Raw genomic sequence first — 21220 nt, 5'->3', positions numbered from 1 at the left:
TCGGGCGGGTTCCGACCGCCAACACCGGGGAATGACCAACATCAACTGACGCAGCGGGGGTCACTTTTCACCCGTCGGAACTGGGTCACGATTCACGCGTCGCCGACACCCTCGTTTGGCGGAGCCGCTTTCCCCGTGATTCCCCGCTGTTCGCCGCTGCATCTGGTGCGCTTGTGGTGCACGGCCGTTGTCAGTGTCTGCCCGTTCGCTGCCCAGTGTTGGGTCGGTCTACTGTCTCGGCAAAGAGAGCGCGCGACCAAGGGGGGCTCAAAAGAGATCCCTGAGCCACGTCGGTCCGGGAGCTCGTGAAGCTTCGACACCAAACGCAGATGAACGCCCCCGAACGACGCCCATCACCCCACCACCACAGATTGCGCGGAGCACGTCTGAATCTGAGCCGACGAAAGTCAGCCAGGACGGCGGGTGCGCCGACAGATCAGGCGCGCGTGTGTCTCGCTGCACCCCCACCAGCCTCAGCCACGCTGCTGGTGCCTTTAAGAGGCAAGGGGAACAGAGGTCGTTACGCAGTCAATCGCAGACCGATTTTCCACGCACTTATTTGCCATCGACCATCAACTAGTTCATTCACGCCGCTCAGTTTGAATTCCCACAAGAACATGGGATCTACGACTTCTTGGCGCCTGAGGACTCTGGTGACGCGCTAGAGGCCGATCCCCCTGACCATGCAGACAAGAGGGAAAAGGGCCTGGGATTTGCGAACGCGAGAGCGCTGCGCAATGAAGGCGCAAGCGCCGACTTGGCTATTTCAGATACGACAGATTCAAGTCCGGCAGTCAAATTATCGAGACCTTCAATGAACATGACGCTCTCGCCGTCTAGCGAATCCCCGTACGGCCTCCGCCTGTTCCTGCTTGAGCCAGCTGAGCGCGCCACAAAGTGATCACGGGCGTCACCGCCAACTTTTTCCGTGGTTACTACCACGGGGATGTCTGGCTGGAAGATTCCAATCTTGGCGCCGAATGAGTACGCGTTCCCCCTGTTGAATTCTTTATCTTTGAGCTCAAAGAGTGCAATCCTGCCATAAATTTCGGCGATGCAGTCGACCTCTTCACCAGAATAGATCTGCTCCATTCTGATGTTTGAAATCGGCACTCCGAGGTTAATGAGCTTCTGAAGCACCAGGACGGACAGCCATCGATTACCATCCAGCATCAGGCGACCAAAATCAGTAACACTGAGGGCCTTCTCCTGCCTTTCGGCTGAGAGGCGTCTGCCGCATGCGCATTTCAGGCCCGCGCCATCCAACTGTTCGAAGAACTCCGCGGAGGGGAGGCGATTGATCTGGGCTGATGTTTCTCGGCAAATTACAACTATCTCGGTATCTACCAAGCCTCTGTCAATTAGCTTCTGTACGAGGTCGTCAATTCTATTGCGTTCTTTGGGTGGAATTTGCTTCGCCGCGTGACCAAGGAGTAGGCCACTTGCAGACTTGATGGCGATTGCAAGCATCCTTGCTGGTTTCTCGGACAGAGCCTCTGCCGCCTTCAAGTCCTCGACGGTAGGGGCTTCGGTGTTGTTGGGTTTCCCGTTTTCAATTTCGCGAAGACGCCGAATTCTGTCTCGCTGCTCAGTCAAATCAATGCCTGGCCAAACCTCGGCGAGGTGCCCTTCGAACTCGGATGTATCCTGATTTTCGGCAGAAGGGATGGCGTATGTGACTGTGACGTAACTATTTTTCTCTTCGGTAGTTACGAGCTCCCCATTTTCGTTGCGGCTGCGTCGAGGGCGAGTTGACTCGTGAATGTTTACGATGATCAAAATGCTTCCGAAAGTGAACACTTCGGAGTCGATGGGTTCATCTTCGAACTGATAACTGGGTGCCGTGCCTGGATCGCGATTCTTGAAGGTCGATTCGGGCACGCCAAAGAGCTCTGATTGACGCTTGATTAGCGGCCTGATCGTTGCTTGATAGGTTGCCGGAAGCCTCTCGGTGAGCAATCCGATGGCATCGGTGGGGTGCTGGTCAACGCTGGCACTCTTGAAGACTCTGCGAAGCATTTGACTGACGATGCCATGGCCTTGCGAGCGCTGCCATAGGGTTGGCAAATTTTGTTGCAGACGTGGTAGTCGGCTTACCGCCTATGGCCCGCGTGATTGACAGCGGAGGTCCAGCCTTAACCGTGTTTGGTGCGCGGCACGGGTGCTGGCCGGGCTGGAGCGGGACGGAGGCAGGAGCGCAGGCCCGGCCAGGGGCCGGGCCGCGCGCGGGGAGCGGAGCGAGCCGCCTTGAACTAGTAGAGAAAGTTGTAACTCAGTCTGAGGCGACGGGCTTGTCTTGTCTCGGGCGATGCTTGACGTTGTGGCCTCACCTGATGCTTGCCACCGCTTGCCTCGGCTTGGCTGTGCGCGCCCATCAGCACGGCCGAGACCCGCAAAAAGGGGCCCGGTCGGCGAATCGCACGACCAAGCCAAGAGCCCTTCAAGCGCGGCGAGTTACCGCCTCAGTGCATCGGTGCGGTCGTGACTCGGGTCCGCCCGCACCTGGAAGAGACCTGGGGCGATTTCTTCGGACACACGGCGTGCGACAGACGCCAGATCCGCCGGCCATTCTGTCTGGTGATCCCAAGTCGCAGAGATCGGCGGCTGGTTGAGGCCACCAGTGGTCCCGAGGCGAGCTCCGGCTAGTTTCGCACTGGTCAGGTTCGCCATGGTCAGATCCGCCTCGGTGAGATCTGCACGGGTGAGGTCGGCATTGGAAAGGTCTGTTTCATGCAGGTTTGCGCCAATCAGGATGGCCTCTGCCAGATTCGCGGCCGTCAGATGCGCGCCGCTCAGATCCGACTCCGTCAGACGCGCGCGCACCAACCGGACCTCTTGCATGTGGGCTCGGGAGAGGCGGGCGCGATAGAGATTTGTGCCGTACATGACCGCGGCGGGAAGTTCCGCGTCGGTGAGGTCGGCTTTGCTTAGATTCGCGTGGCTGAAATTGGCGCGGTGCAGGTCGGCGCCGGTCAGATCCGCGCCGGATGCCCACGCTCCGATCAGACGAGCGCTTACCAAGCGGGCACCGATGAGACGGGTGTTTGACAGAGACGAGTCGCCCAAATTGGCGTTCATCAGGTCGGCGTCGGTCAGGTCGACATCGGCCAGTTCCGCGCCAACCAGGCGGCTGCGTACCAAGCGCGCGCCTGCCAGGTTCGTGCCGGTCAGCTGCGCGCCGGTCAGGTCCGCGCCAGTCAGGTCCGCGCCGTTCAGCATCGCACCGTTCAGGATGGCGCGGGTCAGGTCCGCGCGGTTCAGGATCGCACCGGTCAGGATCGCACCGGTCAGGTCCGCGCCAGTCAGGTCCGCGCCAGTCAGGTCCGCGCCGGCCAAGTTCGTGCCGTTCAGCATCGCGCCAGTCAGGTCCGCGCTGGTCAGACTGACATGGCTCAGGCGGGCGCTGTTCAGGTCCGCACCGGCCAGGTCCGCGTCGGTCAAGTCCGTCCCGGACAGGTCGTAACCCCTTGCGTTCGCGCGCACATCGTCGGCCATGGAATGGCGAAAGGCCAGATTGGAGCGGGTGATAACGGACCAGAGAGACCGATTCTCGCGGTGGCTGATCCGCGTCGATGGCGCGCCGAAGACATCGTGCTTGCGGGTCATGACAGACCAGAGGACAGCGAGCGTGCTATCAACCATCGTCGCCTCCCTCTCCCCCGTCAGGGCTCAACCCGGGCGTGTCCGATGTTCGTGCTGCCACGGCCGTTTGCCGCCGCAGCCCCTCAATGATCTTGGGTGCCGTCATGCCTGCAAGCACGGCACCGAACCCGCCCGACACCTGTCCGAAGACCACCAGGACCGCTGCAACGCCCACCCCCATGCCCGTTCGCAACAGGGAGGCCAGGAGATAGATGTCCCGGGGCGGGCCCCCTCTGACCTTCCAGGGCAGCTTGTTCTTCACCTGGAGGACCTGCGCCAGGTCGGCCGCCTCGACCAGGAGGGCCCCTGCCGCGCCCCAGAGAGACGCCTGCCACCACTGCATCCGTCCCCCTCGCGTCTGCCTAGCAGTGTCCGGTCGCTGGAGGCATGCTCTCAGGACCGCATCGGCTATGGCGGATGTTCGGGCGATCTCGCGATCTCGCGATACTTCCTCGGCGTCCCAAGCATGCCTGTGCTGTCATCGGAAAGGCTTCCGGCTCGCGGCGTACCTTCCTCCCGCAGCACAACTAGGTGCCCCGTGCATGAGGCTTGAAGGCATATGTACAAGCTGGGAGTTCGGTGTCTTGACGGTGGGCCAGCGATAGGAAGATGACCGGCCGAATCGTCCACGTGATGCGGGTGCTGGCCTGGGTGACTGACACGGTGCAGGGTTCTAAGCGCAGCAGTGCTCGTCGTGTTTCGGCGCGGCCGTCGTGGAGCCAGGCCCATACCTCGTCTGAGGCGTCCGGGTCGAGTGCCGGTGAGATCGTGCGGAGCGCGATGGCGACCCACCTGTCCGCCTGAGGTGCGGAGTAGGCGTCGAAGGATGCCCTGAGTGCCGGCCACTGCATCCCGTCGGTGAGGTCCTCGGTCCAGCACTCGCACCAGAAGCCCCGGCGGGGCTTGTCCATCAGCACGGGTGGCCTCCCCTCTGGGCGTTCACGAAGAGTTCCGCGGTGACCGTGTAGCCGCCATCGGCGCCTTGGACGACAACCCTGTGGGCGAGGGCGCTGACCATGCCCAGGCCTCGGCCGTGCTCGGCGTCCTGGTCCTGGTGCTCGGCCTTCGGGGCGCCGCCGCCTCCGTCGTCGGTGACCGACAGCGCGATGACCTGTGGTGCCACCGCCAGGGCCAGGTGGAAGCTCCCGCGTTCCCCGCCGCTGCTCGTGTGGAGGAGCGCGTTCGTGCTCAGCTCGCTCACGATCAGGACCGCGTCGTCCGCCAGGGGCGATCCGCGCAGGATGTCTCTCGTCCAGCGGCGGGCCCGGCTGACCTCTTCCGGAAAACCTGGGCAAGTCAGTCCCCAGACTCGGACTCGGCTCGTATACTCGTGCATACAAGTTCCTTCGTGCTGGTAGGCCGCCATGTGCAGCGGGTTCGGGCTAGACGAGTTTCACGCCGTCGTGGGCGCGGACGGCCGGCGGGGTCATTGCGTCGAGCGCGTCGGTGACGCGGATCGCGTAGGCCTCGTCGGCAAGCTCAGAGACTTCTTCGCGGGTGACCCAGCGAAGGGCGCGGGTCTCGTCGCCGGTCGTGGGCGTGCCGTCGGCGGCCTCGCAGCGGAAGACCAGGGAGACGATCAGGCCCGTCATGTTCTTGTAGACGCCGGTCAGGGTCGCCGGAAGGGCGATCTTGATGCCGGTCTCTTCGAGGACTTCGCGTTGCAGGGCCTCGGGGATGGTCTCCTCGCGTTCGAGGACACCGCCCGGCGGCTCCCACTTGCCGTTGTCACGGCGCTGGATCAGGAGGGCACGGCCCTGGGCGTCGACGACGACCCCGGCGACGCTCACGGAGTGCGGGCGTTCTGTGCTCACGTTCCTCGGCCCTCCCGGATGACTAGGCTCTCCACCGTAGCAACTTCACTCGCCCACTCGTCTAGATACCTAAAGGAGTACACACAGTGAGTCCTCTTTCTTCGGGCCTCCTCGGAGATCTCGACCCCACGAGCGATCGTGCGGTCTTCCGGCAGATCGCCGACCAGCTGCGTGAGGCGATCGACCGTGGGCGATTCAGGGAGGGCGAGAAACTGCCTTCCGAGGCGGAGCTGGTCGAGCATTACGGTGTCTCCCGGATGACCGTCCGCAACTCCTTCTCCGTCCTCACCGGTGAGGGCCTGGTCCACGCCGAGCACGGCAAGGGCGTCTTCGTCCGGCCCCGCCCGCCGGTGCGGCGCCTGGCCTCCGACCGGTTCGCCCGCCGCCACCGCGAGCAGGGGAAGTCCGCGTTCATCGTGGAGGCGGATGCGGCCGGCAGTCACCCGCAGGTCGACAGTCTTGAGGTCAAGGAAGAAAAGGCCAGCCAGGACGTCTCCACCCGCCTCGGCTCCGTCCGCCGCGTGCTCGCCCGGCGTCGCCGGTATCTGCTGGACGGGCGGCCGGTGGAGTTCGCCACCTCCTATCTGCCCCTCGACATCGCCCGCGGCACTCAGATCGCCGAACCCAACCCCGGTCCCGGTGGCATCTACGCCCGCCTCGACCACTTCGAAGAGGAGATCCGCGCGCGGATGCCCTCGCCCTCCGAGGTCAAGACGCTCCACCTCGCGGCCGGCGTGCCCGTGATCCACCTGGTCCGGACCGCCTTCGATACCGAGGGGCGGGCTGTGGAGGTGTGCGACACGGTCATGGCGGCGGACGCCTACGTGCTGTCGTACCAGCTCCCCGCGACCTGATCGCGTGATGGGCGGGAGTGCGGTGCTAGGGGGTGGGCTGATCCGTGGCCTCAGCAGTCGGGGCGCCGAACATGGCGCCGATGTTGTTCCACGTGAAGCCGTCCTGCCAGTCCGGCGTCTCGGCCGCCCAGTCGAGGAGGGCCTGACGGGCCTTGTCCTGGGAGGCGGTCAGGGTTTGGTAGTGCTCTGCGGGGACGCCGTCTCGGTACTCCAGTTGGTAGGTGTTGTTGTCGCGGAACAGCACCTGGATGTACCAGTCGCCCTCGCGGTCCTCGTCCTGCCGCTCAAGGATCAGGTGGTCGCCCTGTCCCAGGTTCGCGAGCATCGTGCCTATCGCCGGCTGGGAGGGGTGCTTCACCGCGTGCCCCTGAACGTTCGTCGCAATCAGCATGGGCAGAGCATGGCGCAAGGGTCTGACAGTGGGGGTCCTCGGGAAGCCTCCGCGGCCGTCCTGCTTGGGCCGTGTGGTCGTTCTTCTGAACTCGTACACCCCAACACGCTTACTCGTATAGACGAGTGGGCAAGTTGTGTGGCAGGGTGATCGTCGTGAGCCCGGGAGACCGGGTTCGCGGATCGCTACATGTATAGACGAGTAGATAGGAAGTGTCCTGTGCGCACCATCCGTGTGGAGACCACCGCCGCCACGATCCTGCTGACCGAGGCCCCCGAGCCGAAGGTCCGCGACCGCCAGACCGGCGAGATCGCCAAGGACGCGGTGAGCGGTGAGGCGCTGATGACCATCGGTGTCGTCTACATCGAGGACGGGGAGTCCGCTCTGATCAAGGTCACCGTTCCCGAGGGAGGTGTGTCCGAGGGGCTCGTGCTCGGCTCGCCCGTCTCGCTGCCGGGGCTCGTCGCCCGGCCGTGGGAGTCCGTGTTCAACGGCCAGCAGCGTCACGGCATCGCCTACCGTGCCGCCGCCGTCACCCCGGCCGCCTTCCCGGCCAGCGCCGGGGCTGCCGCCTGATGTCCGACCTGACGACACTCCTGGAGGTGGGTGGTCCCCTCGCCGCACTCGGCGGCGGGGCCGCCTACACCCGGGCCAAGCACCCGGCGGTCTACTGGTCCGCGGTTGGCGGCCCGATATCCACGGTCCGCCTGCTCAGCTCGTACGGCTCCGTCATGGAAGCCTGCGGCCTGACCGTGGCGCCCTCCCGGCTCCGGGTCCTCGCCGTCAAGGCCACCACCCGTAGGGAGATCCGGCCGGTCCCGCCCCGCCGGGGCATCCTCCGTCCCACCTCGACCGGGTTACGACTCCGGTTGCGGCTCGCTCCCGGGCAGGAACCCGCCGACGTCGCCGCCTCGGCCGAACGCCTGCGGCACGCCTGGGGCGTCCACGCCGTCTACGTCACCACCGTCAAACCGGGCGTCGTCGAACTGCGGCTCGTCGGCTACGACGTCCTGCGCCGCGTCCGCATGCCCCGCAAGACCGGCGGCGGCTTCCTCAAGGTGCCGGTGGCGCTGCGCGAGGACGCCATGCCCTTCGTCCGCGACTACCGCGCCGTTCCCCACCAACTCACCCTCGGCGCCACCCTGTCCGGCAAGTCCATGTACCTGCGCCACCTCATCTCCGGGCTCGCCCGGCAAGAGGGCGTGGCGCTCGTCGGCATCGACTGCAAGCGGGGCGTCGAACTGGCGCCCTTCGCCGCCCGCCTCTCCGCTCTCGCCACCGATCCGGACGAAGCCGCCGAACTGTTGCCAGTGCTGGTCAAGGAAATGGAGGACCGGTACGACCTGATCAAGGCCCGCCAGGGCATCGCCTCGGACGCTCCCGACGAGGAGATCACCTCCGACATCTGGGGCCTGCCCGACAACCAACGCCCCACTCCCATCGTCCTGTTCATCGACGAGGTCGCCGAACTCTTCCTCACCGCCACCCGCAAGGACGAAGACCGCCGCGACGAGATGGTCACCCAGCTCATCCGCCTCGCCCAGCTCGGCCGCGCGGCCGGCATCTACCTCGAAGTCTGCGGCCAGCGCTTCGGCGCCGAACTCGGCAAGGGCGCCACCATGCTCCGCGCCCAGCTCACCGGCCGCGTCTGCCACCGCGTCAACGACGAAGCCTCCGCCAAGATGGCCCTCGGCGACATCGCCCCCGAAGCCGTCTACGCCGCCTGCTCCATCGCGCCCGAGACACCCGGCCTCGCTGCCGCGGGCGACACCTCCGGCGGCTGGTCGCGCATCCGCACCCCGTACCTCTCCCTCGCCGACGCTGCGGCCATCTGCCAGGACTCGGCCGACCTGGTCCCCGACGTCGCCGCCCTCAAGCCCTTCCGGCCCGACGTCCCCGTACGACCACTCACCACACCCGGCCCGGTCGCGCAGCCGCACCCCGTCACCGACTGACCCACCCCTCGCCTCTCCGCGCCATGTCCCTACCCCTCCCATGCCCGAAACCGGAAGGAGCCGCATCATGCGCGCCCAGCTGGCCCGCGTCGACGCGGTGCTCGTCCAGGCGCTCATCGCCGCCGCGCTGTCCTTCGCCCACCTCCACGACGTCGCCTCAGCGGCTGGACAGGACGGATGGAAAGCCTGGGCCTACCCCGTCTCCGTCGACCTGCTGCTCGTCGCCGCCTGGCGCCGACTTCGTACCGGCACCACGAAAGCCGCTGCCTGGTGCTGGTTCGTCATCGCCCTCGTCGCATCCCTCGGCGCGAACGTCGCCACCGCCGGCCTCCTCGACCTCGGCAACGTCCCGGCCTGGCTCCGGATCCTCGTAGCTGGGTGGCCCGCCGTCGCCTTCCTCGGCGGCACACTCCTCGCCCACACGACGCCAAAGGCGCCCGTTGCCATAGAGACCACCGACGACGACCAGGAGCAAGAGCCCGAACCGACTCCCGAGCCACCCGCCGAAGAGCAAGTATCCCCACGTCCACCGGTCCCGGCCGCCCTCGTCGCGCACGCCCGCAAAGTTGCGACCGAGCATCACACCCGCACCGGCAACCCCATCGACACACCGACTCTCCGCGCTCGCCTCGGTGTCCCAGTTCCCATGGCCGAAGCCATCGCCGCCCAGCTCTGAAAGGAGAACCAGGACCCGTGACCGCCAACCGCCGCTTCCGCAACGTCACCCGCATCGGCCCCGTCCAGGTCGGCACCGCCTACGACGACCGGGGCCGCGAGAAGCACACCGCCGCCTGCACTGCCCCGCGCTGCGGCTTCTCCGCCGACTACGACAGCCGCGCCGCCGCCGAACTCGCCGCCCGCACCCACCGCTGCCCCGTCCCCTGAAAGGACCCCGCACCCCATGACCCTCAACCTGCCGCTCGTCGGCGTCCTCGGCTTCTTCGCCTGGGCGGCCGTCAAATACCTCGGCGTCCGCACCTGGATCGTCGTCCTGGTCGCCCTCTTCGGCTTCTGGCTCTCCCACACCTTCCTGGCCCCCGCCATCGAATCCGGCACGCGTACCGGCGTGACCGTCATAAACGGCTCACATACCTAGACGAGTAGATAAGGAGAGCCTGACCGTGTTCCTGCCCAAGTACCCCGACAGCCCCACCCCGCCGCCCGCACACACCCACACCCCGAACGACCCGGCCCCCGCCCGGCGCTCCGCGCTCCCGGCCGTCTCCGTCAGCACCGGCGCCGTCGTCGCCGTGCTCACGGGCGGCGTGGTCCTCACCGCGCTCCTGACCGCCGTCGCCGTATCGGCCATCTCCGTGGCCATCGCCGCCGTGGTCCTGCGCTCCCTGCTGCGCGAACACAACCGGCGCTGAACCGTGCCCGACCCCTGGGGCGGCCACGACACCGCCAAGCATCCGGCCGCCCCGGGGCCCGTCACTCCTGACCGAGCCAGCCAGAAGGAGCCAGCCATCTTCACCCGCACCACCCCGCCCCCGCTCGGCGAACTCACCAACCTCGCCTCGGGCGGCACCCTGCCCGGTATCCTCCGCCAACTCTCCGGCCTCGGCGGCTGCACCAACCCCGTCCGCCTCGACGGCCACCGCACCGAGTACGACGTCGACACCACAACCGGCGAGATCGGCCGCATCCTCCAGAACCTCGACTCGACCGACCTGCCCGCCGGCCAACTCCTCGTCCGCTGCAACAACCGCCGCACCACCCGCTGCGAGGCCTGCGCCGAGGTCTACCGCCGCGACACCTTCCACCTCATCTCCGCAGGCCTACGCGGCGGCAAGGGCACCCCTGAAGACGTCGCCGCTCACCCCCGCGTCTTCGCCACCTTCACCGCCCCCGGCTTCGGCCCCGTCCACAACCGCCGCACCGACAACCGCCCCTGCCGCTGCGGCACCCACCACGACCAGGACGACGACACCCTCGGCACCCCACTCGACCCCGACACCTACGACTACGACGCGGCCGTGCTCTGGAACGCCCACTCCGGTGCCCTGTGGCGCCGCTTCTCGATCTACCTCCGCCGGGAGGTCGCCAAGCGCGCGGGCCTCTCCCAGCGCCGTCTACGCGACCACGCGCGCGTCTCCTTCGCCAAGGTCGCTGAGTACCAAAAGCGCGGTGCCGTCCACTTCCACGCCGTCATCCGCCTCGACGGCCCCAACGGCGGCGACACCCCGCCCCCACCCTGGGCCACCGCGGAACTCCTCACCGACGCCACCGAGGCCGCCGCCACCAAGGTCCGCGTCGACGGCCCGACCCTCGACGACCGCACCCACACCTTCACCTTCGGCCGCCAACTCGACGTCCGCACCATCCGATCCGCCGACTTCAACGACGGCCAGGAGCTGACCGAACGGGCCGTAGCGGCCTACATCGCCAAGTACGCCACCAAGGGCGCCGAGACAGCCACGGGTGCCCTCGACCGGCCGCTGAAGTTCGCCGCCGAACTCGCCCAGCTCGACATCAGCGACCACGCCCGCCGCCTCATCCGAACCGCCTGGACCCTCGGCGCCCGCAAAGACCTCGAACACCTCCGCCTGCGCGCCTGGGCCCACATGCTCGGCTTCCGCGGCCACTTCTCCACCAAATCCCGCCGCTACTCCACCACCCTCGGCGCCCTACGCGACGCCCGCGCCGAATGGCGCCGAGCACAAGCGGCGACAGCAGCCGCCAACCCTCAGCCGGACACGACGTACGTCCTCGCTCACTGGGTCTTCGCCGGCACCGGCCTCAGCGCCGCCGAGACCTGGCTCGCCGCATCCCTCGAACCAGCCCCCGGAACGGAAGGAGAGCCCACGCATGGCTGACGAAGAGCTGCTCACGGTCCCGGACGTCATGGCCCGGCTCAAGCTCGGCCGCTCCACGGTCTATGACCTGATCCGCTCCCGGCGCCTGCCCTCGCTCACCATCGGTCGCTGCCGTCGCATCCCGGCGCGTGCCGTCCGCGACTACATCACCAACGAACTGGAGGCGGCCGCCTGATGGCTCAGCAGCGCAAGCGCAACCCGAACGGCGCCGGCACCATCACCAAGCGCAAGGACGGCCGCTTCCAGTGCGCGGTCTACGTGCTCCAGCCGGACGGCACCACTGCTCGAAAGTTCGCCTACGGCAAGGACTGGGCCGAATGCGACGCCAAGCGCCGGGCACTGCTCGACAAGGTGGATCAGGGCATCCCCGTACCCACCAAGTCCGCCAAGCTCTCCGAGTGGCTGCCGTACTGGCTGGACAACGTCATCAAGCCACGACGGAAGCTCAGCACGTTCGACAAGTACGAGGCACACGTCCGCCTCTACCTGGTGCCCCGCCTCGGTACCAAGCGCCTGGAATCCCTCGGTGTCGCCGACGTCCGCCGCTTCCTCGTCCGCCTTGAAAAGGAAACCACCGCCGCAACCGCCAAGGAATCGCACCGAGTTCTGCGCTCAGCGCTGTCCTCCGCCTGCCGCGAGGAACTCATCACACGCAACGTCGCCAAGCTCGTCGAGCCGCCCCGCACGGACACACCCGAACTGCACCCCTGGACCCTGGACGAGACGCTTGATTTCCTCGCCGCCTCCCGCAAGGACCCGCTCTACGCGGCCTTCGTCCTCGCCATCGCCATGGGCCTGCGCCGGGGAGAGATCGTCGGCCTCCGCTGGTCTGACCTCGACCTCGACAACCGCGTCCTCTACGTTCGCCACCAGGTCCAGCGCCGCCGTGGCGTCCTGTACGACGACGACCCGAAAAGCCGCCGCCGTCGAGCCGTCCCGCTGCCTGCCCTCTGCATCGCGCCCTTGCGCTGGCATCGCATGCGGCAAGCAGCCGCCCGTACCAAGGCGGGGGAGAGGTGGCAGGAGTCCAACTATGTCTTCGCCACCCGCACCGGCCGCCCGGTCGAGCCGCGCAACCTCTACCGCTCCTTCACCCGCGTCGCCGAGTCCGCCGGCCTCCGCGTGATCCGCCTGCACGATGCCCGACACGGCACCGCCACCCTCCTTACGGCGGCAGGGGTCGCGCCCCGCGTCGTGATGGAGATCCTCGGCCACTCACAGATCAGCATCACCATGGACGTCTACACCCACGTCGTCCAGGACACCCAGCGCGAAGCCATGAGCCACATGGACCGGCTGCTGAGTAACAGGAAGAGGCGTCCCGGTCGTGGCTGACCGCCCCCGTTGATGTCAAAAGTAGATGTCAAAGGCCCCGGACCATGATCGGTCCGGGGCCTTTTGCCTGGTGCCCCCGGCAGGATTCGAACCTGCGACACCCGCTTTAGGAGAGCGGTGCTCTATCCCCTGAGCTACGAAGGCGGATCATGGCCCGGTGGGCCACTGGCGTCAGCGTACCGGATTCGGTCGGTGGGGTGTGGGGGTGTCAGGCGAGGGGGACGTGGGTGAAGCGGGAGGCGAGGTGGAGGTCGGACTGGACGCGGTCGGCGGTGGTGCGCAGGTCGGGGAGGACTTCGGTCAGGAAGTTGTCCAGGCTGCGGCGGGCCGCGTGGGTGGCCACGTTCAGGGCGGCTACCGGGCGGCCGGTCCGGTCCCGTACCGGTACGGCGATCGAGCGCAGGCCCGACTCGAGTTCCTCGTCGGCCAGGGCGTAGCCGTGGGGTGAGTCCAGGAGGGCTCGGCCCAGGGCGGTGCGGGTGGCCGGGAGGCGGGTGCCGACGGTGATGTCCACCGTCAGGACGCGGCTGGCGGCGGCCACCGCGACGTACTGGATCTCGGCCGGGTCGGTCCCTGGCACCAGTACCGCCAGTGCCGTCGGTTCGTGCAGGCGGTCGGCGAGGGCGCGGAGGTGGGGGGTCGCGAGGTGGGCCAGGGTGGTGCGGGACAGGGGCGGGTAGCCGAGGGACAGAACGCGGGGGGTGAGGGTGAACCGGCGGTCCTGGGCGGCCACCAGGCCCAGGTGCTCGTAGGTGATCAGGGCCCGGCGGGCTGTCGCGCGCGCGAGGCCCGTCGCCTTTGCCACGTCCGTCAGGGTCAGGGACGAGCGGCCCTCGCCGAAGGCCGTGAGGACGGTCAGGCCCCGGGCCAGGGATTCCACGAAGTCGCGGCCCAGTTCGTGCTTGGAGGCGGTCGTCCAGATGGCGAGGCCCGCGGGGGCCGGGCCGGGCTCGGGAGGTGCGGCTTCCCGTAGTCGTGACTCCATCGCCGCCACCGCCGTACGAAGCCGAGGAAGCAGGGTCTCGCGCAGGTCAGCTGCCGTGTGGCGGCTGGTGTGGCTGACGACGCTCGCCACGCAGGCGATCCGGCCAGGGACGGAGGGGGAGGCGGGGGCTCGGACTGGGGCCGATACCGCTACCAGGCCCGGTTCGATCAGTTGGTCGTCCAGGGACCAGCCGTTGTGGCGGGCCTGGGCCGCCTGGGACTCGAAGTCGGTCGTGGTGGTGGGGGTGCGGGGCGGTACGGCGGGGAAGCCGGCGTCCGTCGGGTCCGCCGCGCGGCGGGTGTGCCAGGCGGACCAGTCCGCCTCCGTCCACTCGGCCGCGAACAGCGGGCCGGGGGCGGTGCGTTCGGCCGGCAGCAGGTCGCCGATGCGGAAGCTGACGGACATGGCGCGGCGGCGGGTCGCCTGGTGGATGAAGCGGATGCCGTCGCGGTCGGCGACCGCGAGGGAGACGGACTCGTCCAGTTCGTCGGCCAGGGCGTCGGCCTCTCCGTCCAGGAGGGAGGGCAGGCGGAGGGCGGCCAGGTAGGCGTTGCCGAGTTCCATCACGCGGGGGGCGAGTACGGCGTCCCGGCCGTCCAGGCGGACGTATCCCATGCGGGCCAGGGTGGCGGTGATCCGGTCCACCGTGGAGCGGGCGAGGCCGGTGCTCCGTTCCAGCGCGCTCGCGCTCAGGGTTCCGCCCGCCTCGGTCAGCGCCGTCAGCACCGCCACACCCCGGACCAGCGGTGTCACCGCCTCGGCGGGCGGTGCGGGGGAAAGAGAGGAGGGGGAAGGGGCGGTCATCGACTCTCCGGTACGGCCATCAGGGCAGACGGTGCCGATCAGGGCACGCCTACCGTAAGCGCCTACGGTAAACCGTCGCCCACCTGGTCAGCGTCGGGTTCGGAAACCCGGAACCCGCTGACACCCTGCCGTCCGCTATCCCCGAATCACCCGCACCCGGTAGTTCCCTGACCCCGTCCCGTCCACCCCTGACACCTGCACCTCGATCCCGTGCTGCGGGTCCTTGAAGGTCTCGCCCGGGCCGAACGGGGCGTCGGAGAGTTCCGCCTGGACGTTGGGGGTGCGGGTGCAGCCGCCGGTGTCGCCGTGGGCGTCGTACACCTTGATCGGTCCGCGGCCGGTGTCGATGTTCGCGTCGACCTTGTAGATGAGGACGCCCGGGCGGCAGACCTCCTCGTCGTTGCCGCCCTTGGTGCGCACCTCCAGGGCGTAGCCGGTGCGGGCGTCGATGGGGACGAAGACCAGTTTGCGGCCGCCGGGGACGGAGAGGGGGGTGAGGGTGTAGTCGGTGCTGCCCCGGGCCGCCGCGCAGCTGACCTGGTCGGCGTCCAGCCAGCCCAGCTTCCACTTGTGCCAGGCGAGCAGGTCGTTGTCGGCCCCCCAGTCCTCGCTCATGATGTCCCAGTGCCCGACCGCGCCCCCGCCCTCCTGGGTGTAGAGGTCGGGCAGGCCGAAGACATGGCCGTTCTCGTGCGGGAGGACCCGGTAGCCGGTGCGGGCGTAGGAGCCGGAGCCGTCGTCCTGGCGGGAGTAGACGAAGGAGGCGTTGGCGACCGGGATGCCGTCGGCGACCGGGGCGTCGGCGTTGCCGGCGAAGGTCACCGACAGGACCGTGTCCAGGGCGGAGGGCCCGGCGTTCGGGGTGACCAGGACGTTCAGGAGGTCGTACGACCGGAAGTCCACGTCCGGGTCGGCGGCGGCCACGATGTCCTGGACCAGCTGCCGGTAGCCGGGGTCGAAGGGGGCGCCGCGCTCTATGCCGTAGGCGGCGAACGGCTTGGGCATCCGCAGCCAGTGGTCGATCGGGGCGGCGGGCTGGTAGTCGAGCTTGCCGTAGGAGGCGGTGCGGAACCAGTCCTGGGTCTGCGGGAAGAACTCGTGGTAGCGGTCGAGCGCGCTGCCCTGGCCGGGGGCGTCGGAGAAGTCGACCATCAGGGTCAGGGCGTGCACGGTGCCGGTGGAACGGGAGTAGCCGCCCGGGGTGGGGATGCCCTCGGTCATCTGGACCTCGTGGCCGCCGCTGATCAGACAGGGGCCGTAGGCGGAGGAGCGGGCCAGCGCGATCGGGCCGGCACCGGCCGGGGCGGGGGCTGTGGTGAGGTGCCCGGTGCCCGCGGACGTACTGACCGCCAGGATCAGCACGGTCACGGCGGCGATCGAGACCGCCCGGCGCGTGCCTGTCCGCCGCCGCCTCGCGCATATCCGCCGGCCGCTCGGGGCGATCCCTCCGCTCGGGGCGATCCCTCCGCTCGGGGCGATCCCTCCGTTCGGGGCGATCTCTCCGTTCGGGGCGATCCCTCGCTTCGGGTCGATACGGCCACTCGGGTCGATCCGGCCACTCACGGGTATCGGGCGGTCCGCAGGTATCGGACGGTCCGTGGATATGGGGCGGTCCGCGGGTATCGGGCGGTCCGTGGATATGGGGCGGTCCGCGGGTATCGGGCGGTCCGCGGGTGTGGCGCGGTGCCCAGGTGTGTGGCGGTGCCCGGGTAGGGGGCGGCGGCTGGGCTGCGGCTGCATGCATGGACCTTTCGCTCCACGGCAGCCGCCGGTCTCCGGCTGCACCCTTTCGATCACCCTGTGTCGACAGGGCCGTGGGCGCGCGTTGGAGGGGCCGATCGTGGGATTCCCCGGGCAGGAGAGTGTGAGTCAGGTCACATGAAGTTTGGGGAAGGTGCGGAAATAACCGGGGAGCCCCTCCCCGTTTAGACCTGTGTCCGCGCGAAACGGGGAGCGGATCCCCGGATCGCGGAAACCAGACAGACCGACGTCCGTCCGACCGACCAGGAGTGCGCCGTGCAGACCGCGACCGCTACCCCCGCCGTGCGCAAGGCACCCCGGCCCCGCGCCGACGCCCTGCGCAACCGGGAGCGGATCGTCACCGCCGCCCGGGAGATGTTCACCGAGTACGGCCATGAGGTGCCGCTCGACGAGATCGCCCGCCGGGCCGGGGTCGGCAACGCCACCCTGTACCGCAACTTCCCCGACCGCGACGCGCTCGTCCGCGAGGTCGTCTGCTCCGTGATGGACCGGACGTCCGAGGCGGCCGAGCTGGCGCTCGCCGAGACCGGGGACGCCTTCGAGGCGCTGGAGAGGTTCGTGCACGCCTCCGCCGACGAGCGGATCAGCGCGCTGTGCCCGATGGTCGCCAGCACCTTCGACAAGAACCACCCCGACCTGGAAGCGGCGCGTGAGCGGTGCGAGCGGCTCATCGGGCAGCTCATGGACCGTGCCAAGGCGTCCGGACGGCTCCGGCCGGATGTGGGCGTCGGCGACGTGATGATCGCCGTGGCCCAGCTCAGCCGGCCCCCGGCCGGCACCGGCTGCCAGATCAACGACCGCTTCGTCCACCGTCATCTGCAGCTGTTCCTGGACGGACTGCAGGCCCCGGCCCGCTCCACCCTGCCGGGCACCGCCGTGACCATGGAGGTCCTTCGCCAGGCCTGACCCAGCCGCGAACCACCGATCAGTTCGGGACCGCCGACCGGTCCCTTACCTCACCACGTTCCGTTCTCCGTCAACGTCACCGAGTCCGACCTTCCGTCACAACGTTCTGACTTCCCGTCACGAAGTCACGAAGTCACGAAGTCACGAAGCCACTCAGTTCTCGCAGTTCTCGCAGTTCTCGCAGCTTTCGCAGTTCTCAAAGTCAACGAAGTCACGAAGTGGGTACCCCCATGTCTGAAACAGCCGCCAAGGCTCCCGGCGCCGCGGACGAGCGTTCCGCGCACGCCAACCGCTGGCGAGCGCTGGTCTTCATCGCGCTCGCCCAACTGATGGTCGTCCTCGACGCCACCATCGTGAACATCGCACTGCCCTCCGCCCAGACCGACCTGGGTATCTCCGACGGCAACCGGCAGTGGGTCGTCACGGCCTACGCCCTCGCCTTCGGCGGTCTGCTGCTCTTCGGCGGCCGTATCGCCGACCTGTGGGGCCGCAAGCGGGCCTTCGTCATAGGCCTGATCGGCTTCGCCGCCGCCTCCGCGCTCGGCGGCGCGGCGACCACCGGCGCCATGATGTTCGGCGCCCGTGCCCTCCAGGGTGTCTTCGGCGCCATGCTCGCCCCGGCCGCGCTCTCCCTGCTCGCCGTGATGTTCACGGACGCCAAGGAGCGTGCCAAGGCGTTCGGCATCTACGGCGCGATCGCCGGTGGCGGCGGCGCCGTCGGCTTCATCCTCGGCGGTGTGCTCACCGAGTACCTGGACTGGCGCTGGACGTTCTTCGTGAACATCCCGTTCGCCATCGTCGCCGCGCTCGGCGCGTACTTCGTCATCCGTGAGCCGGAGGGCGGCCGCAACCGCAACCCGCTCGACATCCCCGGCGTGCTGCTCTCCACCCTCGGCCTGGTCTCGCTGGTCTACGGCTTCACCCGCGCCGAGTCCGACGGCTGGGGCGACACCACCACCGTCGGCCTGTTCGTCGCCTCCGCGGTCCTGCTGATCGCGTTCGTCGTCACCGAGTCCCGGGTCAAGGCCCCGCTGCTGCCGCTGCGCGTGATCCTCGACCGCAACCGCGGTGGCATCTACCTCTCGCTCGGTATCGCGATCATCGCGATGTTCGGCACCTTCCTCTTCCTGACCTACTACCTCCAGGTCATCAAGGGCTTCTCGCCGATCAAGACCGGCTTCGCCTTCCTGCCGATGATCGCGGGCATGATGATCGGCTCCACCCAGATCGGCACCCGGCTGATGACCCGGGTCCCGGCCCGGGCGCTGATGGGCCCCGGCTTCCTGGTCGCCGCGGCCGGCATGCTGGTCATGACCCAGATCGAGATCGGCTCGTCGTACGCCTCGACGATCCTGCCCGCGATGGTGCTGCTCGGCCTCGGCATGGGTACCGCGTTCATGCCGGCCATGTCCCTGGCCACGCTCGGCGTCGAGCCCCGGGACGCCGGTGTCGCCTCCGCGATGGTCAACACCTCGCAGCAGGTCGGTGGCGCCATCGGTACGGCCCTGCTGAACACCATCGCCGCCTCCGCGACGACGTCGTACATCAAGGACCACATCGCGACCGCGGCCTCCAAGCCGCAGCAGCAGCTGGTCCAGATGGAGGGTGCGGTACACGGGTACGCCAACGCGATCTGGGTCGCCGTCGGCATGCTGGTGCTCGCCGCGGTCGTCGTGGTGGGCCTCGTCAACGCCGGCCGGCAGGACACCACGCCGGTCGCCTCCGGTGACGGCGCGGAGGACGAGATGGCGGTTCCGGTGGTCGCCCACTGAGCCGCTGAGCGACCGGTCGATCGGCCAGGCGATCGACCGATCCGAGAACCGATCGACCGGTCGACCCTACGGGTACCCCCTCGCGGACCTGCCCCGGCTCCTCAGCGGAGCCAGGGCAGGTCCGCGCCCGCTTCGCTGGGCTGCAGGCCCTCGGCGACGATCTGCATGATCTCGCCGAGGGCCTGCTGCTGTTCGGGGGTCAGCCGCTCGAACATCGCCTGCCGTACGGCGGCCACGTGGCCCGGCGCGGTGCGCCGCAGCACCTCGGCGCCCTCGTCGGTCAGGACGGCGAACTGGCCGCGCTTGTCGGAGGGGCAGTCCTCCCGGCGTACCCAGCCGTTCTTCTCCAGCCGGGCGACGGCGTGCGAGAGCCGGGACCGGGTGATCTTCGCGTTCATGGCCAGTTCGGTCATCCGCAGCCGCCGGCCGGGCGCCTCGGCGAGCCCGACGAGCAGGCCGTAGTAGATGTGCGGCATCCCCGCGTCCCGCTGGAGCTGACGGTCCAGATGGTCCTCCAGCAGGGTCGTGGCGTGCAGGTACGAGCGCCAGACGCGCTGTTCGTCCTCGGTGAGCCAGCGCTGCTGCTGTGCCGTGGCGGATGCGGATGCCGTATTCATGTATCCCACTCTACGAGGTCTCTCCTTGAAGATTAAACAAGTAGCGCGTAAGGTGTCGGAGAGAAAGCTTGAGAGTTAAAACATTGGGGTCGAAGTGAGGCCCCTGTCTCCGGAGGGAGCCGCCGTCATGTCCGCCGCCGCCCGGGAGCGCATGCCCGCCCTCTATCTGAGCCACGGCGCGCCGCCGCTCGCCGACGACCCCGTCTGGCCGGGCGAACTGGCCGCCTGGAGCGCGGACCTGCCCCGCCCCAAGGCGATCCTGATGGTCTCCGCGCACTGGGAGGAGGCCCCCCTCGCCCTCGGTGCCGTACAGCCCGTCCCCCTGGTCTACGACTTCTGGGGCTTCCCCGAGCACTACTACCGGGTGCGGTACGACGCCCCCGGCGCGCCGGAGCTGGCCGAGAGCGTGCGCAAGCTGCTGCGCGCCCCCGGCACCCCCGTGCAGGACATCCCGGACCGCGGCCTCGACCACGGCGCCTATGTCCCCCTGGTGGAGATGTTCCCGGCCGCGGACATCCCCGTCCTGCAGATCTCCATGCCCACCCTCGACCCGGTCCGCCTGATGGAGATCGGCCGCAGGCTCGCCCCGCTGCGCGACGAGGGCGTGCTGATCGTCGGCTCCGGCTTCTTCACCCACAACCTGGCCGCCCTGCGCCACCTCGGCAGCGGTGTGCCGACCTGGTCCTCCGAGTTCGACGACTGGGGGCACCGGGCGCTGGAGAACCGCGACTGGGACGCCCTGCTCGACTTCCTCGACAAGGCCCCGGCCGGCCGCTACGCCCACCCGCGCACCGAGCACTTCGCCCCGCTCTTCGTCACCATGGGCGCGGCGGAGGCCGGCGGCGAGCTGGACGCGCAGAAGTCGGTGATCGACGGGTTCTGGATGGGGATGGCGAAGCGGTCGGTGCAGTTCGGCTGACGGCCACGGTCGTTACGGTACGGCGATCTACAGGGGCTTCTCGTACCAGGCCACGTCCCAGTAGCGGCCGAACTTGCGGCCCACCTCGCGGTACGTGCCGACGTACCGGAAACCGAAGCGCTCGTGCAGCCGGGTGGACGCCTCGTTCGGCTGCGCGACGCCCGCGTAGGCGCGGTGCAGGTCCTCTCCCGCGAGCGCCTCGAAGAGGGCCTTGTAGAGGAGTGTGCCGATACCGCGCCGGCCGGCGTGCGGAGCGACGTAGACCGTGGTCTCCACGGAGGTCCCGTAGGCCGGTTTCACGCGGTAGGGGCTGGATGTGGCATACCCGAGAATCTCCTGTGAGTCCGCCGACGTGGCAACCATCAGCCGGTACGGGCCGTCTTCCGGGTGGGAGAGCAGCCACGGACGACGCTCTTCCGGCGTGAAGACCACCGTGTCGAATGTGATGGACGTCTCACGTACGTAGTGGTTGTAGATCTCCGTGAGGGCATCGAGGTCTCCCTCGACTCCTGATCTGACCTGCACCTCTGTACGTTCCGACGGCACCTTTCCTCCTCAGGTGGTCGCACAGGGTACTGCATGATCGAAAAATCGGGGGGCGGCATGGGAATTCTGTCCGGATTCCAGTCGTTGTTTCCTTCGGATGCCG

General features: G+C 68.3%; 24 protein-coding genes and 1 tRNA gene. 13 read left to right on the top strand and 12 right to left on the bottom strand.

Going from position 1 to position 21220, the window contains the following annotated elements; genetic code table 11:
* Positions 1-624: 624 nt before the first annotated feature.
* The 6 genes from ACFZDK_RS37585 to ACFZDK_RS37560 all read right to left on the bottom strand — a co-directional run bounded on the left by ACFZDK_RS37585 (position 625) and on the right by ACFZDK_RS37560 (position 5432).
* Positions 625-2019, bottom strand: coding sequence for a hypothetical protein (locus ACFZDK_RS37585; RefSeq protein ID WP_390979144.1), 1395 nt, complete (start codon positions 2017-2019; stop codon positions 625-627).
* 435 nt (positions 2020-2454) lie between these two features.
* Positions 2455-3606 carry a pentapeptide repeat-containing protein gene (locus ACFZDK_RS37580; protein ID WP_390979142.1) on the bottom strand — a complete coding sequence of 384 codons (1152 nt, stop codon included), beginning with the start codon at positions 3604-3606 and terminating at the stop codon, positions 2455-2457.
* 28 nt (positions 3607-3634) lie between these two features.
* Positions 3635-3985, bottom strand: coding sequence for a hypothetical protein (locus tag ACFZDK_RS37575; RefSeq protein WP_390979140.1), 351 nt, complete (start codon positions 3983-3985; stop codon positions 3635-3637).
* 184 nt (positions 3986-4169) lie between these two features.
* On the bottom strand, positions 4170-4553 hold the full coding sequence (locus ACFZDK_RS37570) for a hypothetical protein (protein WP_390979184.1): 384 nt from the start codon (positions 4551-4553) through the stop codon (positions 4170-4172).
* Complete coding sequence (locus ACFZDK_RS37565) at positions 4553-4978, bottom strand: ATP-binding protein (RefSeq protein WP_390979138.1); 426 nt, start codon at positions 4976-4978, stop codon at positions 4553-4555. Before ACFZDK_RS37565 ends, ACFZDK_RS37570 begins: the two co-directional genes overlap by 1 nt.
* 46 nt (positions 4979-5024) lie before the next feature.
* Positions 5025-5432 (bottom strand): NUDIX domain-containing protein, encoded by a 408-nt coding sequence (locus ACFZDK_RS37560; protein ID WP_390979181.1) that lies wholly within the window; start codon positions 5430-5432, stop codon positions 5025-5027.
* A 110-nt stretch (positions 5433-5542) separates the two neighbouring features.
* Between ACFZDK_RS37560 and ACFZDK_RS37555 the strand changes: the two genes are divergently transcribed.
* The gene (locus ACFZDK_RS37555; protein WP_390979136.1) at positions 5543-6310 is read left to right on the top strand and encodes a UTRA domain-containing protein; all 768 of its coding nucleotides are present in this window, start codon (positions 5543-5545) and stop codon (positions 6308-6310) included.
* Positions 6311-6335: 25 nt separating this feature from the next.
* Here ACFZDK_RS37555 and ACFZDK_RS37550 read toward each other — a convergent pair whose 3' ends face one another.
* Positions 6336-6701, bottom strand: coding sequence for a hypothetical protein (locus tag ACFZDK_RS37550; RefSeq protein WP_390979134.1), 366 nt, complete (start codon positions 6699-6701; stop codon positions 6336-6338).
* A 219-nt stretch (positions 6702-6920) separates the two neighbouring features.
* Between ACFZDK_RS37550 and ACFZDK_RS37545 the strand changes: the two genes are divergently transcribed.
* From ACFZDK_RS37545 to ACFZDK_RS37505, 9 genes are all read left to right on the top strand, one after another.
* On the top strand, positions 6921-7277 hold the full coding sequence (locus ACFZDK_RS37545) for a hypothetical protein (RefSeq protein WP_390979132.1): 357 nt from the start codon (positions 6921-6923) through the stop codon (positions 7275-7277).
* Entirely contained in the window at positions 7277-8656 is a 1380-nt protein-coding gene (locus ACFZDK_RS37540) for an FtsK/SpoIIIE domain-containing protein (protein WP_390979130.1), read from the top strand. The genes ACFZDK_RS37545 and ACFZDK_RS37540 overlap by 1 nt, the downstream gene beginning before the upstream one ends.
* Before the next feature lie 67 nt (positions 8657-8723).
* Positions 8724-9332: a DUF2637 domain-containing protein gene (locus tag ACFZDK_RS37535; RefSeq protein ID WP_390979129.1), complete on the top strand. Its 609-nt coding sequence runs from the start codon at positions 8724-8726 to the stop codon at positions 9330-9332.
* 17 nt (positions 9333-9349) lie between these two features.
* On the top strand, positions 9350-9541 hold the full coding sequence (locus ACFZDK_RS37530; RefSeq protein WP_390979127.1) for a mobile element transfer protein: 192 nt from the start codon (positions 9350-9352) through the stop codon (positions 9539-9541).
* A 16-nt stretch (positions 9542-9557) separates the two neighbouring features.
* Positions 9558-9752, top strand: a complete 195-nt coding sequence (locus tag ACFZDK_RS37525) for a hypothetical protein (protein ID WP_390979125.1) — start codon at positions 9558-9560, stop codon at positions 9750-9752.
* Positions 9753-9777: 25 nt separating this feature from the next.
* A complete protein-coding gene (locus ACFZDK_RS37520) occupies positions 9778-10026 on the top strand; it encodes a SpdD protein (RefSeq protein ID WP_390979123.1) in 249 nt (82 codons plus the stop codon).
* A 159-nt stretch (positions 10027-10185) separates the two neighbouring features.
* Positions 10186-11472, top strand: a complete 1287-nt coding sequence (locus tag ACFZDK_RS37515) for a replication initiator (protein WP_390979179.1) — start codon at positions 10186-10188, stop codon at positions 11470-11472.
* On the top strand, positions 11465-11647 hold the full coding sequence (locus ACFZDK_RS37510) for a helix-turn-helix domain-containing protein (RefSeq protein ID WP_289933434.1): 183 nt from the start codon (positions 11465-11467) through the stop codon (positions 11645-11647). Before ACFZDK_RS37515 ends, ACFZDK_RS37510 begins: the two co-directional genes overlap by 8 nt.
* Positions 11647-12807, top strand: coding sequence for a tyrosine-type recombinase/integrase (locus ACFZDK_RS37505; protein WP_390979120.1), 1161 nt, complete (start codon positions 11647-11649; stop codon positions 12805-12807). Before ACFZDK_RS37510 ends, ACFZDK_RS37505 begins: the two co-directional genes overlap by 1 nt.
* 68 nt (positions 12808-12875) lie before the next feature.
* Here the strand turns inward: ACFZDK_RS37505 and ACFZDK_RS37500 are convergent.
* From ACFZDK_RS37500 to ACFZDK_RS37490, 3 genes are all read right to left on the bottom strand, one after another.
* Positions 12876-12951, bottom strand: a tRNA-Arg gene (locus tag ACFZDK_RS37500).
* Positions 12952-13015: 64 nt separating this feature from the next.
* Positions 13016-14596 (bottom strand): IclR family transcriptional regulator C-terminal domain-containing protein, encoded by a 1581-nt coding sequence (locus ACFZDK_RS37495; protein ID WP_390979118.1) that lies wholly within the window; start codon positions 14594-14596, stop codon positions 13016-13018.
* A 135-nt stretch (positions 14597-14731) separates the two neighbouring features.
* Positions 14732-16018: a M6 family metalloprotease domain-containing protein gene (locus ACFZDK_RS37490; RefSeq protein WP_390979177.1), complete on the bottom strand. Its 1287-nt coding sequence runs from the start codon at positions 16016-16018 to the stop codon at positions 14732-14734.
* Positions 16019-16612: 594 nt separating this feature from the next.
* On the opposite strand from ACFZDK_RS37490, the gene ACFZDK_RS37485 reads away from it, so the two are divergent.
* Both ACFZDK_RS37485 and ACFZDK_RS37480 read left to right on the top strand, forming a co-directional pair.
* The gene (locus ACFZDK_RS37485; protein ID WP_390979116.1) at positions 16613-17263 is read left to right on the top strand and encodes a TetR family transcriptional regulator; all 651 of its coding nucleotides are present in this window, start codon (positions 16613-16615) and stop codon (positions 17261-17263) included.
* A 230-nt stretch (positions 17264-17493) separates the two neighbouring features.
* On the top strand, positions 17494-19035 hold the full coding sequence (locus ACFZDK_RS37480; protein WP_390979114.1) for a DHA2 family efflux MFS transporter permease subunit: 1542 nt from the start codon (positions 17494-17496) through the stop codon (positions 19033-19035).
* Positions 19036-19136: 101 nt separating this feature from the next.
* Here ACFZDK_RS37480 and ACFZDK_RS37475 read toward each other — a convergent pair whose 3' ends face one another.
* On the bottom strand, positions 19137-19652 hold the full coding sequence (locus ACFZDK_RS37475) for a MarR family transcriptional regulator (protein ID WP_390979112.1): 516 nt from the start codon (positions 19650-19652) through the stop codon (positions 19137-19139).
* 127 nt (positions 19653-19779) lie between these two features.
* On the opposite strand from ACFZDK_RS37475, the gene ACFZDK_RS37470 reads away from it, so the two are divergent.
* On the top strand, positions 19780-20571 hold the full coding sequence (locus ACFZDK_RS37470; protein WP_390979110.1) for a dioxygenase: 792 nt from the start codon (positions 19780-19782) through the stop codon (positions 20569-20571).
* Positions 20572-20598: 27 nt separating this feature from the next.
* Here the strand turns inward: ACFZDK_RS37470 and ACFZDK_RS37465 are convergent, their stop codons facing one another.
* Positions 20599-21117, bottom strand: coding sequence for a GNAT family N-acetyltransferase (locus tag ACFZDK_RS37465; protein WP_390979108.1), 519 nt, complete (start codon positions 21115-21117; stop codon positions 20599-20601).
* Positions 21118-21220: the final 103 nt, after the last annotated feature.

Origin of the sequence: Streptomyces sp. NPDC007901 (assembly GCF_042959465.1) — a bacterium.
Lineage (GTDB): Bacteria > Actinomycetota > Actinomycetes > Streptomycetales > Streptomycetaceae > Streptomyces.
Note: the sequence above shows the minus strand (reverse complement) of the source record. Positions and strands in the feature narration are given on the sequence as shown.

Excerpts from the sequence above, each read along its gene's own strand:
- ACFZDK_RS37585 (WP_390979144.1), bottom strand. The coding sequence starts at position 2,019 with ATGCTTCGCAGAGTCTTCAAGAGTGCCAGCGTTGACCAGCACCCCACC.
- ACFZDK_RS37580 (WP_390979142.1), bottom strand. The coding sequence starts at position 3,606 with ATGACCCGCAAGCACGATGTCTTCGGCGCGCCATCGACGCGGATCAGC.
- ACFZDK_RS37575 (WP_390979140.1), bottom strand. The coding sequence starts at position 3,985 with ATGCAGTGGTGGCAGGCGTCTCTCTGGGGCGCGGCAGGGGCCCTCCTG.
- ACFZDK_RS37570 (WP_390979184.1), bottom strand. The coding sequence starts at position 4,553 with ATGGACAAGCCCCGCCGGGGCTTCTGGTGCGAGTGCTGGACCGAGGAC.
- ACFZDK_RS37565 (WP_390979138.1), bottom strand. The coding sequence starts at position 4,978 with ATGCACGAGTATACGAGCCGAGTCCGAGTCTGGGGACTGACTTGCCCA.
- ACFZDK_RS37550 (WP_390979134.1), bottom strand. The coding sequence starts at position 6,701 with ATGCTGATTGCGACGAACGTTCAGGGGCACGCGGTGAAGCACCCCTCC.
- ACFZDK_RS37540 (WP_390979130.1), top strand. The coding sequence starts at position 7,277 with ATGTCCGACCTGACGACACTCCTGGAGGTGGGTGGTCCCCTCGCCGCA.
- ACFZDK_RS37535 (WP_390979129.1), top strand. The coding sequence starts at position 8,724 with ATGCGCGCCCAGCTGGCCCGCGTCGACGCGGTGCTCGTCCAGGCGCTC.
- ACFZDK_RS37525 (WP_390979125.1), top strand. The coding sequence starts at position 9,558 with ATGACCCTCAACCTGCCGCTCGTCGGCGTCCTCGGCTTCTTCGCCTGG.
- ACFZDK_RS37510 (WP_289933434.1), top strand. The coding sequence starts at position 11,465 with ATGGCTGACGAAGAGCTGCTCACGGTCCCGGACGTCATGGCCCGGCTC.
- ACFZDK_RS37505 (WP_390979120.1), top strand. The coding sequence starts at position 11,647 with ATGGCTCAGCAGCGCAAGCGCAACCCGAACGGCGCCGGCACCATCACC.
- ACFZDK_RS37495 (WP_390979118.1), bottom strand. The coding sequence starts at position 14,596 with ATGACCGCCCCTTCCCCCTCCTCTCTTTCCCCCGCACCGCCCGCCGAG.
- ACFZDK_RS37480 (WP_390979114.1), top strand. The coding sequence starts at position 17,494 with ATGTCTGAAACAGCCGCCAAGGCTCCCGGCGCCGCGGACGAGCGTTCC.
- ACFZDK_RS37475 (WP_390979112.1), bottom strand. The coding sequence starts at position 19,652 with ATGAATACGGCATCCGCATCCGCCACGGCACAGCAGCAGCGCTGGCTC.
- ACFZDK_RS37470 (WP_390979110.1), top strand. The coding sequence starts at position 19,780 with ATGTCCGCCGCCGCCCGGGAGCGCATGCCCGCCCTCTATCTGAGCCAC.